This window comes from Marinococcus sp. LNSP9103-4 (assembly GCF_056034345.1).
Map to the genome: position 1 here is coordinate 58,184 of NZ_JBQLIA010000003.1, position 13,064 is coordinate 71,247.

Consider the following 13,064-nt stretch of genomic DNA (forward strand, 5'->3'; position numbering starts at 1 on the left):
TAAAGAAGAAGCGCCCGCTTCTCACCTGACCGACAAACGTTGGCTGGTTATTACTAATATATTGAATGTGTAGAGCATATATTCTGTATACGTGTGGGCGCTTCTCTGTTTTAGAGGGTGTCTGCACGTTTTTTCGTTGTGCCAATGGTATGTATTTGCGTGGAAGCCCCGCGCACTAAATTTCTGGAGGTGGCTTATTATTCGTAAGGACCAAAAGGTAAACGAGGGCATCCGTGCCCGTGAAGTTCGACTCATCGACTCTAACGGAGAGCAGCTTGGAGTAAAATCAAGAAACGAAGCTTTAGAGCTGGCCGGGAAAGAAAACCTTGACCTTGTTCTTGTCGCTCCAAACGCAAAACCGCCTGTCTGCCGTATTATGGATTACGGTAAATATCGTTTTGAACAGCAGAAAAAAGATAAAGAAGCCCGGAAAAAGCAAAAAACGATCAACGTGAAAGAAGTTCGTTTGAGCCCGAGCATTGAAGAACACGACTTTAATACAAAACTGCGTAACGCAAGAAAGTTTTTGTCTAAAGGCGATAAAGTAAAAGCAGCTATCCGCTTCCGCGGTCGTATGATCACACACTCTGATATCGGTAAAGAGGTGCTTGACCGGTTTGCAAAAGAGTGTGAAGACGTGAGTACGATTGAAACGAAGCCGAAAATGGATGGCCGCAGCATGTTCCTCATGCTCGCTCCAAAAGCAGAGCAGGAACGGGAGCAAAAAGAAGAATCCAGTAAAGAGTAGACAGCGGTCAGCCCGTTATATTAAAAAAGGAGGATGTCACTTATGCCAAAAATGAAATCTCACCGCGGAGCAGCAAAACGTTTTCGCAAAACAGGAAGCGGCCGTGTAAAACGCGCACGCGCATTCACGAGCCATATGTTTTCGCATAAATCCCAAAAGCAAAAGCGTAACCTGCGTAAGCCGGAGCTTGTTTCCAAGTCCGACTACAAGCGTATCAAGACACTGCTGCCGAAAACGAAAAAATAAGCACGACCAAATAATTAAGATAAGCTAAGGAGGGGTTGACGATGCCAAGAGTAAAAGGCGGATATGTGGCACGTCGCAGACGTAAACGAGTATTAAAACTCGCGAAAGGTTATAGAGGTTCTAAGCATAGACTGTTTAAAACAGCACAGGAACAGGTAATGAAGTCCCTGCAGTATGCTTACCGGGACCGTCGCCAGCGCAAACGCGAATTCCGTAAGCTGTGGATTGCACGTATTAACGCAGCAGCCCGTTTAAACGGCTTGTCCTACAGCCGCATGATGCATGGCCTGAAGCAGGGCGGTATCCAAATGAACCGTAAAATGCTCGCAGACCTTGCGGTAAATGACGAAAAAGCTTTTGCAGAGCTTGCTGAAAAAGCGAAATCAAACTTATAATCAAACAAAAAAGCGGAGCGCCCGGTAAATCAGGCGTTCCGCTTTTTATTGTTTCTCGGGCTGTTTTGCTTCAAGCTGCTGCATGAACTCCTTCACCGGGCTGTTCCACTCGATAGCAGCTTCCGGATAGAGGGATAAAATTTCCCGCTCGAGAAAGGTGAAATCCTCGCGCTGGAAGCCGCGCAAATGCTCACTTTCAATCACCCACAGCGAAATCGTAACGACTTCAAACGATTTTTCGGTTGTACCTACGTATTTTTCGCCTTCAAACATGACGCCTTTATGGGTCGCCAGTAAATTTTTCCGCACGTTTTGCTGGTCATCAAGCAGATAGAATTGCTTTTTATGGTGAGCTGCTTCCAGCTTTCTCCTAGAATTATTCCAGTATCTCCAAAACGAGTATATGATAATAATAAGAGCGATCAACAGCAGCACTCGTAAAAGAATACCCAATCTTTACACCCTCCTCTGCATCTATCGGATTAAGCGTACATAAGCCTTCTCATTTCTAATATATACGCACAGTCTGCTAAAAAGTTTCACAGGCACCAGGGTATGATAGATTATGTTTGAGCCCTGCGGCAAAGTTCTTTATACTGAATATGGAAGAACCCGCACCACACCGCTTGTATGGATGAGAATATTAGCCCGCAGCATTAATAATATTTTCCCTTTGCATGTGTGTGTAAAACAACCGTACATAAAGGAGGCAGCACGAAATGGCAGAATTAGACCCGACATTGCAGATGCTAAAGGACCTCACGGACGCAAACGGCGTTCCGGGGAACGAACAGGAACCGAGAAAAGTAATGACCCAGTATATTTCTCCTTACGCCGATGAAATGAGCACCGATCGGCTGGGAAGCCTGATTGCTAAAAAAACCGGACAGGCCGGCGGTCCGAAATTAATGATTACCGGACATCTGGACGAAATTGGTTTTATGATATCGGGAATCGATGAGAATGGCTTTTTGAAATTCCAGACCCTTGGGGGATGGTGGAGCCAGGTGATGCTCGCCCAGCGGGTGAAGGTAATGACGAGAAAAGGAAATATTACCGGGGTGATCGGCTCAAAGCCGCCGCATATTCTTCCGGCGGAGCAGCGCAAAAAAGCAATGGAAATTAAAGATATGTTCATCGATATCGGTGCTTCAAGCAAGGAAGAAGCAGAATCATTCGGCGTGCGTCCGGGAGATTCGGTCGTGCCGGTATGTGATTTTGAAGTGATGAATAATGAAAAACTGCTGATGGCAAAAGCCTGGGACAACCGTATTGGCTGTGCTATCGCGATTGAGGTGCTGAAGCGTCTCGAAAATGAATCCCATCCGAATGAAATTTACGGCGTCGGTGCTGTACAGGAGGAAGTCGGCCTGCGCGGAGCGAAAACAGCAACCAACCTTATTCAGCCGGATATCGGCTTTGCTGTCGATGTAGGGATTGCCGGGGATACGCCGGGTGTCACAAGTAACGATGCCAGAGCGAAAATCGGCAAAGGCCCGCAGCTTCTTATGATGGACGCCTCCGTCATCGCACACAAAGGGCTGCGTGATTTCGTTGTCGGTGTGGCTGAAGAGAAAGAAATTCCTTTCCAGTTCGACATGATGGCAAACGGCGGCACAGATGCAGGGTCTATTCATCTATCCGGCGAAGGAGTACCGGCGATGGCCATTACGATTCCGACCCGCTATATCCATACGCATGCGGCTATTCTGCACCGGGATGACTTTGAGCATGCCGTGCAGTTAATCGTAGAAATTGCTAAGCGTTTGGACCGCGACACAGTAGATTCGTTAACGTACGAAGCATAAAATACCAGCCTTTCTGTCCGTGAGGGACGGGAGGGCTGTTTATTTTCTTTCTGCGGCGGGTCAAAGTGTGCTACGATGAGAGAAAATACTGGGGGAGACAGCGAAGTGAAGCGGATAGAATCGGCAAAAAACCCGAAAGTAAAAGAGATAAAAAAACTTCATAAGCGTAAGGAACGTGAAAGGTCAGGGCTTTTTTTAATTGAGGGAGACCACGCGCTGACAGAAGCCGTCCGGTCGGAGGCCTGGATTGAAGAAATTTTCATTGAAGAGCATAAAGAGTGGCCGCAGGTTTTTAATGAAATTCCAACACCGGCCACAGAGGTAACAGAAAGCGTAATGAAAGAAATCAGCTCGACGGAAACCCCGAAAAATATTGTAGCTGTATGCAGAATTCCTGAATTTTCTAATGTAAGAAGCGGCGGATATTCATTTTTCGTGCTGGTGGACAGCATTCAGGACCCAGGTAACCTGGGAACAATTATCCGGACGGTTGACGCGCTTGGAAAAGGGGTAGTCGTTCTCGGCACAGGTACGGTGGATGCGTACAACGAAAAGGTGGTCCGGGCGACCCAGGGCTCACTGTTTCATGTCCCAGTACTGCAGGAGGACCTGGGTGAATGGCTGGAATGGCTGCAGGAAACGGACATTCCGTGCTTTGGCACTTCGCTTGATGAAGGTACGTCGTATTCGGCACTTGAGCCGCAGCCTTACTTTGCGTTAATCATTGGCAACGAAGGAGCCGGCGTACAAAAGAAATGGCTCGAGCGGACCGACCAGAACCTGTACATTCCGATTCCGGGCCAGGCAGAATCGTTAAATGCGGCAGTTTCTGCCGGCATTCTGCTGTATCACTTGAAGCAAACAGATTGGTGATGGTTGCAATCGGGCCAGGCTTTTTCTATAATAATTCATATTGAAACATATAAACACAAATGCGCAGATGAAGAGTAGTAGCATCGCTTCCTGCTGAACAGGGAAAAGGTATCGCTGACTGAAAATACCTTGCAGTAAGGATTTGTGAATTCGCTTCGGAGCAGCCGCTGGAGTATTCCCTGTGGAAGAAAAGCGTGCCGGAACCTGTCGTTACAGGAGAGTGAGCTGTGCACTGCAGCTAACAAGGGTGGTACCGCGAGCCTTCGTCCCTTTCAGGGAGAGGGCTCTTTTTATTTGGCATAAAAATGGAGGGAACCAGGATATGATAGAACGCTTGGAGGAGCTGCAGCAGGAAGCGCTGCAGCAGATTGAAGAAGCTGGCGATACAAAGGAATTAGAGCAGGTGAGAGTAAAATACTTAGGGAAGAAGGGTCCGATTACGGAAGTGCTCCGGGGGATGGGGCAGCTGTCCAAGGAAGAGCGTCCTGTGGTCGGCCAGAAAGGAAACGAAGTACGGGAAGCTATTCAGGAGCGTCTGGAGAAAAAAACAAAAACGCTTGCCGACGAAGCATTAAAGGAAAAGCTTGAAAAAGAAACGCTCGATGTGACACTGCCGGGACGTAAGGTCCAGCGAGGGGCGAAGCACCCGCTGACAAGCGTTGTGGAAGAAATTGAAGATATCTTTATCGGTATGGGGTTTGAAGTGACTGAAGGACCGGAAGTCGAAACCGATTATTATAACTTTGAAGCGATGAATCTGCCAAAAGATCATCCGGCCCGTGACATGCAGGACTCTTTTTATGTCAGCAGTGATCTGCTGCTGCGTACACAGACGTCGCCGGTACAGGCCCGCTCGATGGAACGCCACCACGGCGAAGGGCCGGTGAAAATCATCTGCCCGGGCAAGGTCTACCGCCGGGACGATGACGATGCTACCCACTCCCACCAGTTCATGCAGATCGAAGGGCTGATGGTTGACGAAAATATCCGGATGAGTGATTTAAAAGGGGTGCTCGAAACATTTGTGAAAAAATATTTCGGAGAGGAAAGAGAAATTCGTCTCCGCCCGAGCTACTTCCCTTTTACCGAGCCGTCTGCAGAACTCGATGTTTCATGCGGTATCTGCGCCGGGGAAGGCTGCCGCATCTGCAAGCATACTGGGTGGATTGAAGTTCTCGGATGCGGGATGGTGCATCCGCGCGTGCTGGAAATGAGCGGTTTTGACCCGGACGTATACAGCGGCTTTGCCTTTGGCATGGGAGTAGAGCGCTTCTCCCTACTGAAATACGGCATTGATGATATCCGGCATTTTTACACGAACGATATGCGCTTTTTAAAACAATTCACTCGAGTATAGAAGGAGAATGCAGATATGTTGATCTCATATAAATGGCTGAAAGATTATGTGGATATTGAAGATATTACCCCCGAAGAAATTGCCGATCGCCTGACTACAGGAGGTGTAGAGGTGGACGCTCTGTACCGGCGTGCCGAACCGATTGAGGGATGCGTGGTCGGGTATGTTACCGAAGCCGAAAAGCATCCGGATGCGGATAACTTAAACATTTGCCAGGTGCATCAGGGAGCAGAGACAGTACAGATCATCTGCGGTGCTGACAACGTGGCAGCCGGACAGAAGGTCGTAGTGGCAAAGCCGGGCACCGTTCTGCCTGGGGGGATGGAAATTAAAGCAACGGAAATCCGCGGCCAGCAGTCCAACGGCATGATTTGTTCTCTCCAGGAGCTCGGCGTGGAAGCCAAGCTGGTGCCTAAGCATGTGGCTGAAGGCATTTTCGTTTTTGACGAGGATCCGGAGACGGGATCGGATGCGGTAAAAGCTCTTGGCTGGGACGATACAGTGATGGATCTGGATATTACGCCAAACCGTGCCGACTGCCTGAATATCCTCGGGGTCGCCTACGAAGTGGCAGCTCAGCTGGACCGGACCGTCCGGCTCCCTGTGACTTCGGTAAAAGAAAGCGAAAAGCCTGCTTCAGCAGCGGTTAATGTGAAAATCGAAAACGGGGAGGACACTCCTTATTACGGAGCAAGAATCGCTGAAAACATTCAGGTGAAGCCTTCTCCGTACTGGATGCAGAACCGCTTGATGGCCGCGGGCATCCGGCCGATCAGCAACGTCGTGGATATTACCAACTATGTGCTGCTTGAATACGGGCAGCCGCTGCATGCGTTTGATTTTGACGCCTTCGGATCCGACGAAGTGCTCGTGCGACGAGCGTTCGAAGATGAAGAAATACAGACGCTCGACGGTAATAAGCATCATCTTTCCACGGAGCATTTGGTCGTAACCAATGGTACAAAGCCGACAGCCCTTGCAGGAGTAATGGGTGGAGAACACTCAGAGGTGAGCGATCAGACAACAAATATTCTGCTCGAAGCAGCCCTGTTTCACCCGTCCCTGATCCGCCAGGCGTCAAAGGATACGCGGATACGAAGCGATGCAAGTGTCCGTTATGAGCGGGGGCTCGACACGGAGAGAGTGGAGCAGGCAGCAGACCGGGCGGCGCATTTATTCGCTGAATATGCGGGCGCCACTTTGCTTCAGGGTATCGAGCAGGAGGACCACCGGGAGCCGGGCGGCCGCTGGGTACGGGTGAGTGATCGCCGTATCAATCAGCTGCTTGGAATGGAGCTCAGCGGTTCAGAAATGGTCCGTATTCTCGAACGTCTCGGCTTTCAGACCGCCGACAAGGAAACGAGCAGTATCGAAGTATATATCCCAAGCCGCCGCCCGGATATCCGCATTGAAGAGGATGTGGCTGAAGAAATCGCTCGGATGCACGGCTATCAGGACATTCCGAGTACACTTCCTAAAGGTGCTACAACGGCCGGAAGCCTGACTGCCGAACAGAAAAGAAAGCGGACAGTACGCCGCTTTTTGGAAAGTGCCGGGCTGAGTGAAGCTGTCACCTATTCCCTGACGACTGCCAGCTCAGCTTCCCGTTTCACGCTGTACCCGGAAAAGTATACGATGGAAGTAACCATGCCAATGAGCGAAGACCGCAGAGTACTGCGGCAGAGCCTGATTCCTCAGCTTCTTGAAGGAGTCAGCTATAACCGCAACCGCCAGACGAAAGATATCGCTTTGTTTGAAATGGGCTCGGTGTTTCTTTCCGAAGAAGAGAATGCTGCTGTACAGCCGGAAGAACGTATTATGCTTGCTGCGGTAGTAAGCGGAAGATGGGAAAGCCACCTATGGCAGGGAGAAACAAAAAATGCAGACTTTTACGTGATGAAAGGAATTGCTGAAGGCATTCTTGAAGAGCTGCACGTAGAAAGCCGTGCTTCGTTCACTTTGGCAGAGCACAGTGATATGCACCCCGGCCGTACCGCAGACATACAGCTGGATGGAAAAACGGTGGGATACGTCGGCCAAATTCACCCAACAACGGCTGGTGAGTGGGATATAGCCGAAACGTATGCCCTGCAGGTTGATTTAACCTCCCTGCTTCAGGCGGTGGAAACGCCGGTTCGTTATCAAACGCTTCCGCGCTTCCCTTCCACTACCCGTGATATTGCGATTGTTGTGGATGAAAATGTGCCTGCAGCTGAAGTAAAAGAAGTCATTGAGTCCGCAGGTGGAAGCACGCTGTACAGCACCTCCCTGTTTGACGTTTATCAGGGCGAGAATCTAACGCCCGGCAAAAAATCCCTGGCGTTCACGCTGGTCTACCTGGATCCGGAAAGAACACTGACCGATGAAGAGGTCAGCTCCGCGCACAACCAGGTGCTTCGCATGCTTGAAGAAAAAACCGGGGCAGAGCTCAGGCAGTAAACAGCTGCCGGGCATCTCCCGGTTTAAAAAAGGGCCTGTAAAGGGAAAGATATTCAGAGCCTTTTTATTCTGTTACTATTAAGGAAAAGGCACATTCAAGAACAGGGGGCGGAAGACGTGGCTGATGATCAAAGTAAAAAACGCACTACGGTTACAATATACGGCCAGCAGTACACGATTGTCGGTGATGAACAACCCTCGCATATTAATCAGGTCGCCAATTATTTAGATAAGAGAATGAAAGAGTATAAAGCATACAATCCTTATTTGGATACGACCCGCCTGGCGGTATTGACGGCTTTAAACGTAGTGGATGACTATATAAAACTCAAAGAAGAAGTAAACAAGGACAAAGATTCTGAAGGATAATGGCTATGGAAATAGTAATAAACGTTCTGCTTGTTGTGATTTTAATCGGAAGCTTTTTTACAGGGCTTCAAAGAGGCTTTGTTCTTCAATTGCTTCGCCTTGTCAGTCTGGTGGCAGCGTTTATTGTTGCGTTTTTATTCTATGAAGAAGTCGCGCAGTTTTTAGAACAATGGATCCCCTACCCATTCGGCCAGCAGGCGGAAGGGACGTTCCTGGCTGCTTTTGATACCCGCAGCTTGTTTTATTATTCGATTGCCTTTCTTCTTTTGTTTATCGGCACCCGCATCATCGCCGGCTTTTTAACCGGAGCAGCAGGCGGCATTGCCAGACTTCCGGTGCTTAGAACGATTAATTACTGGCTTGGTGGTGTGCTTGGGGTGCTCGAAACGTACGTAATTTTATTCGTTGTGCTGGCTGCAGCTATGCTGATGCCGTTTCCGGCTCTTGAGCCGGTAATAAACAATTCGGCAGTCGCCAGCTTTATATTACATGAAACCCCATGGCTTTCCGGCTGGTACGAGCAAATCATGCCGGCAGACCCCGGGAACATGGACGGCCCAATAGAGAATGAAGGCTGACTTCCCTGTGTTTCACAGGGAAGTCTGTTTTTATGTCTTCAGCCCGGCGGCGTGAGCTTAGACAGAATTATTAACTCCCGTTATACTCAAAAAAGAATGCCTAACATGATTAAAGCTGACATGTGGAGGAGAATAGCATGAATAAAAAAGATCTGATCGGCCATTTGGAAACAATTGCTGTATATATGGAAATCAAGGGGGAAAACCCGTTTAAAATTTCTGCCTACCGTAAAGCGGCTCAAGCGCTTGAATATGATGAGCGTTCACTAAATGAAATTGAAGATGCTGGCAGCTTAAAAGGCATCGGTAAAGGCACAGCTGCGCTGATAAAAGAATGGCGGGACAACAACGGGGAAACAGAACTGATGCAGACGCTGACAGAAGGAGTGCCGGAGGGATTAATTCCGCTGCTGAAGCTGCCTGGACTGGGAGGAAAAAAAGTGTCGAAGCTCTATCAGGAGCTCGACATAACGGACCGGGACTCGCTTGAACAGGCGTGTTTAACTCATGAAGTACAGAATCTCGAAGGGTTCGGGGCGAAAACCGAGCAGAAAATACTCGAAGCGCTCGCAGAAGAAGGCAAGCGACCGGAGCGACTGCCGATTGCCTATATGCTGGAAATGGCCGAAAAGCTTGAAGCGTCCCTCGAAAAAGTGGAAGGGGTGCAAAGGTATGCGCGGGCTGGAAGTCTGCGCCGGGTGGAAGAGTCGGTGAAGGACCTGGATTATATTATGAGTGTGGAAAACGCCGAAAATGTCCGCAAACAGCTGGTGGAGATGCCCGAAATAACGAAGGTTATTAATGACGGTACAAGCAAGGTCAGCATTGAAATTAAAGGGGAATATAATGTTCAAGTAGATATTCGCCTGGTAAAGGAAGAAGATTTTGCAAGCACCCTGCATCATTTCACCGGTTCTAAAGACCATAATGTACAAATGCGGCAGCTCGCAAAGGAACGAAACGAAAAATTAAGTGAATACGGCATTGAAGATCAGAATGGACGCAAAACTACGTTTCAGAATGAAACCGAATTTTACGGCCACTTTGGTCTGCACTTTATTCCTCCCGAAGCGCGCCTGGGGAGAGATGAAACGGATAAATTCCGGCAGCCGTATTCATATATAGAAAAGAAGCATATCCGCGGTGATCTTCATATGCACACTACGTGGAGCGATGGGTCTCTTTCCATCCGTGAGATGGTGGAGGAAGTAAAGAAACACGGCTACGAATGGCTGGCTCTTACGGACCATTCTAAATACCTGCGGGTCGCCCACGGACTGGACGAAGAAAGAATCCGCAGGCAGATAGAAGAAATACGTAACGTCAGAGAAGAAGAAAAAAATATTCAGATATTTGCCGGTATTGAAATGGATATCCGGCCCGACGGAACGCTCGATATTGAGGATGAAGTTCTCGAAGAGCTTGATGTCGTAATTGCTTCCATCCATTCCTCCTTCTCCCAGACAGAAAAAGAAATTATGAACCGGATGGAACAGGCGCTGGAGCATCCGGAAGTAAATGTTATTGCCCATCCGACGGGAAGACTTTTAGGACGACGGGACGGATACAAAGTAGATGTAGACCGGCTGATGAAACGGGCGGGCGAAACAAACACAGCGCTGGAGCTGAATGCCAATCCCAACCGCCTGGATCTTTCGGCTGAATGGCTGAGAAAGGCTGCTGAGCATAATGTTCTTATTGCAATCAATACGGACGCCCACAACCCTGGTATGCTTGATCATATGGACGTAGGCATATCCATTGCCAAAAAAGCGCTTCTTCAGCCAGAGCAGATCATAAATACAATGACGGCGGAGCAGTTAAAAAAATGGCTGAAGCGCAAGAAACAATAGAACAACCAAAGAGGTGAGCATTGTTGAATGATAGAACACTCCGTGTGCTGGAATACGAAAAAATGAAAGAGCAGTTGCAGGCTCATGCCGGCTCCACTCTTGCCAAAGAACGGATTGAACGGCTGCAGCCCTACCGGGAGCTTGCGGAAGCGAAGGAAGCACAGAGCTTCACCGCGGAAGCAGCCAAAGTAATACGGCTTCGGGGACAGGCACCCCTCGGCGGCATACGCCAGATTCATGCCCATGTGCGCCGGGCTCAAATCGGCGGGATGCTGAACGCCGGCGAGCTCACAGAGGTTTCGGACACCCTGTATGCCGGCCGCCGGATACGGTCGTTTATTCTGGATATGACAGAAGAGACGGTGGATCTCCCGCTGCTTGAGGGGCTGGTGCGGCAGATAGTGACTCTCCCCGAGATTGAAAAGCAGATCCGTGACTGTATAGATGAAAACGGGGCGGTGCTAGACAGTGCAAGCTCCGCCCTGCGCGGACTCCGGCAGCAGATGAGAAGCCTCGAGTCATCGGTGCGTTCGAAGCTTGAACAGTACACCAGGTCGCCGGACCAGCAAAAACGCCTGTCTGATTCCATCGTAACGATACGCAACGACCGGTACGTGCTGCCGGTAAAACAGGAATACCGTTCGTCATTTGGCGGTATTGTTCACGACCAGTCGTCCACAGGGGCTACTCTTTTCATTGAGCCGCAGGCGGTCGTTTCGATGAATAACGAACTAAGAGAGGCAAGACTGAAAGAACAGCGGGAAATTGAGCGAATTCTCCAGGAACTGTCTTCATATATTGCTGAAGACGGGGAAGAGATTCTGGTAAATATGAATACGCTGACCGAGCTCGATTTCACATTTGCCAAAGCCTACTATGCAAGAGATCAGAAAGCGGTGCAGCCGGAGCTGAACAATGAAGGAAGGTTCCGGTTCATGGAGGCACGGCATCCGCTCATTGACCCGGAAGAAATGGTGCCGCTTGACCTGGAGCTTGGGGAAGAGTTTGGAACGCTTGTCATTACCGGCCCCAATACGGGCGGTAAAACCGTGACACTTAAAACGGCTGGTCTGCTGACGCTCATGGCCCAGTCAGGGCTGTTTGTCCTCGCAGAAGAAGAAGCAGAAGCCGCTGTATTTTCGAAAGTGTTTGCCGATATTGGAGATGAACAGTCGATTGAACAGAGCTTAAGTACGTTTTCTTCCCACATGACGAACATTGTAGATATCGTCAAGCAGGTGGACAGCGAATCGTTTGTGCTTTTTGATGAGATAGGCGCCGGCACCGATCCGGAGGAAGGCTCGGCTCTTGCCGTCAGCATTCTGGACTATGTCCAGGAAGCCGGGGGCAGATTGATTGCTACCACGCACTACAGTGAACTGAAAGGGTATGCGTACAACCGTGACGGGGTAATGAATGCAAGTGTCGAATTTGACGTGGAAACATTGAGGCCAACGTATCGGCTGCTCGTAGGTGTACCGGGCCGAAGCAACGCGTTTGCTATTTCAAGGCAGATCGGCCTGCCGGATTCTATTATTTCCAATGCAGAAAAAGAAATGAGCACAGATACAAAGCAGGTCGAAACGATGATTGCTTCTCTGGATGAACAAAGAAAAGAAACAGAATCGGCATGGCAGGAGGCAGATGACCTCCGGCAGGAAGCGTCCAGGCTCTGGCAGGAGCTGAATACTGCCTGGAATGAAGTGCTGCAAAAACGGGATCAGATTATTGCGAACGCAGAAGGTAAAGCAAAAAGCGAAGTCGATAAGGCGAAAGCCCAAGCGGAGGAAATTATTGCCGAGCTGAAGGAGATGCAGAAGGAAGGCGCGGAAATTAAAGAACACCGCCTGATCGAAGCCCGCAGGCAGATGGAACAGGCAGCTCCTGCGATGACCAAAAAGCAGAAACAGGTGAAACAAAAAGCCCAGCAAGAACGTACCTTTGAAGTAGGAGATGAAGTGAAGGTGCTTCGCTTCGGGCAGCGTGGACATATTGTAGAAAAGGTAAATGACAAGGAATTTCAGGTGCAGCTTGGCATCATGAAAATGACAGCGAAACCCGAAGAAATGGAAAAGCTCAAATCAGAGCCCGTGAAAGAGCCTAAACGTCAGGTCGCCACGACTTCTACAGCCGCCCCGGCAAAGCCCGAACTGGACCTGCGCGGGGAAAGATACGAAGACGCCGTACAGCGCCTCGAAAAATACCTCGATGAAGTAGTGCTCGCCGGTTACCGGGAAGTCCATATTATTCACGGAAAAGGCACCGGCGCTCTACGCAAGGGTGTAAAAGAATATTTGAAAAACCATCCCAGCGTAAAATCAACCAGGGATGGCGGGATGAATGAAGGCGGCATCGGTAACACGGTGGCAGAACTTAAGTAAGCGGAGGGGTGCACGTG

At 49.5% G+C, this 13,064-nt stretch carries 12 protein-coding genes and 1 other annotated feature; of the genes, 11 read left to right on the forward strand and 1 reads right to left on the reverse strand.

The genetic code is table 11. The features are described from left to right. Positions 1-136: 136 nt before the first annotated feature. The 3 genes from infC to rplT are packed head-to-tail and all read left to right on the forward strand — an operon-like array spanning position 137 to position 1,389. Positions 137-748: a translation initiation factor IF-3 gene (infC, locus tag ACTRXG_RS03005; protein WP_322526529.1), complete on the forward strand. Its 612-nt coding sequence runs from the start codon at positions 137-139 to the stop codon at positions 746-748. A 42-nt stretch (positions 749-790) separates the two neighbouring features. After that, positions 791-994, forward strand: coding sequence for a 50S ribosomal protein L35 (rpmI, locus tag ACTRXG_RS03010; protein ID WP_022793119.1), 204 nt, complete (start codon positions 791-793; stop codon positions 992-994). Between the two features lie 41 nt (positions 995-1,035). Next, positions 1,036-1,389 (forward strand): 50S ribosomal protein L20, encoded by a 354-nt coding sequence (rplT, locus tag ACTRXG_RS03015; protein WP_298783507.1) that lies wholly within the window; start codon positions 1,036-1,038, stop codon positions 1,387-1,389. Positions 1,390-1,434: 45 nt separating this feature from the next. Here the strand turns inward: rplT and ACTRXG_RS03020 are convergent, their stop codons facing one another. Next, positions 1,435-1,842, reverse strand: a complete 408-nt coding sequence (locus ACTRXG_RS03020) for a sigma-w pathway protein ysdB (protein WP_474261916.1) — start codon at positions 1,840-1,842, stop codon at positions 1,435-1,437. A gap of 266 nt (positions 1,843-2,108) precedes the next feature. Between ACTRXG_RS03020 and ACTRXG_RS03025 the strand changes: the two genes are divergently transcribed. From ACTRXG_RS03025 to ACTRXG_RS03060, 8 genes are all read left to right on the forward strand, one after another. Then, complete coding sequence (locus tag ACTRXG_RS03025; protein ID WP_474281655.1) at positions 2,109-3,197, forward strand: M42 family metallopeptidase; 1,089 nt, start codon at positions 2,109-2,111, stop codon at positions 3,195-3,197. A gap of 105 nt (positions 3,198-3,302) precedes the next feature. Continuing rightward, entirely contained in the window at positions 3,303-4,070 is a 768-nt protein-coding gene (locus tag ACTRXG_RS03030) for a TrmH family RNA methyltransferase (protein ID WP_462865592.1), read from the forward strand. Between the two features lie 55 nt (positions 4,071-4,125). Beyond that, positions 4,126-4,344, forward strand: a binding site (T-box leader). A gap of 48 nt (positions 4,345-4,392) precedes the next feature. Continuing rightward, positions 4,393-5,427: a phenylalanine--tRNA ligase subunit alpha gene (gene pheS, locus ACTRXG_RS03035; RefSeq protein WP_474261919.1), complete on the forward strand. Its 1,035-nt coding sequence runs from the start codon at positions 4,393-4,395 to the stop codon at positions 5,425-5,427. A 15-nt stretch (positions 5,428-5,442) separates the two neighbouring features. Further along, positions 5,443-7,866: a phenylalanine--tRNA ligase subunit beta gene (pheT, locus tag ACTRXG_RS03040; RefSeq protein WP_474284010.1), complete on the forward strand. Its 2,424-nt coding sequence runs from the start codon at positions 5,443-5,445 to the stop codon at positions 7,864-7,866. Positions 7,867-7,983: 117 nt separating this feature from the next. Then, the gene (zapA, locus tag ACTRXG_RS03045; RefSeq protein ID WP_022793126.1) at positions 7,984-8,235 is read left to right on the forward strand and encodes a cell division protein ZapA; all 252 of its coding nucleotides are present in this window, start codon (positions 7,984-7,986) and stop codon (positions 8,233-8,235) included. Between the two features lie 5 nt (positions 8,236-8,240). Then, complete coding sequence (locus ACTRXG_RS03050; protein WP_462865588.1) at positions 8,241-8,813, forward strand: CvpA family protein; 573 nt, start codon at positions 8,241-8,243, stop codon at positions 8,811-8,813. A gap of 137 nt (positions 8,814-8,950) precedes the next feature. Beyond that, positions 8,951-10,666 carry a DNA polymerase/3'-5' exonuclease PolX gene (polX, locus tag ACTRXG_RS03055; RefSeq protein ID WP_474284011.1) on the forward strand — a complete coding sequence of 572 codons (1,716 nt, stop codon included), beginning with the start codon at positions 8,951-8,953 and terminating at the stop codon, positions 10,664-10,666. 23 nt (positions 10,667-10,689) lie between these two features. Then, entirely contained in the window at positions 10,690-13,047 is a 2,358-nt protein-coding gene (locus ACTRXG_RS03060; protein ID WP_474261924.1) for an endonuclease MutS2, read from the forward strand. Positions 13,048-13,064: the final 17 nt, after the last annotated feature.

Excerpts from the sequence above, each read along its gene's own strand:
- rpmI (WP_022793119.1), top strand. The coding sequence starts at position 791 with ATGCCAAAAATGAAATCTCACCGCGGAGCAGCAAAACGTTTTCGCAAA.
- polX (WP_474284011.1), top strand. The coding sequence starts at position 8,951 with ATGAATAAAAAAGATCTGATCGGCCATTTGGAAACAATTGCTGTATAT.
- pheS (WP_474261919.1), top strand. The coding sequence starts at position 4,393 with ATGATAGAACGCTTGGAGGAGCTGCAGCAGGAAGCGCTGCAGCAGATT.
- ACTRXG_RS03050 (WP_462865588.1), top strand. The coding sequence starts at position 8,241 with ATGGAAATAGTAATAAACGTTCTGCTTGTTGTGATTTTAATCGGAAGC.
- ACTRXG_RS03025 (WP_474281655.1), top strand. The coding sequence starts at position 2,109 with ATGGCAGAATTAGACCCGACATTGCAGATGCTAAAGGACCTCACGGAC.
- pheT (WP_474284010.1), top strand. The coding sequence starts at position 5,443 with ATGTTGATCTCATATAAATGGCTGAAAGATTATGTGGATATTGAAGAT.
- rplT (WP_298783507.1), top strand. The coding sequence starts at position 1,036 with ATGCCAAGAGTAAAAGGCGGATATGTGGCACGTCGCAGACGTAAACGA.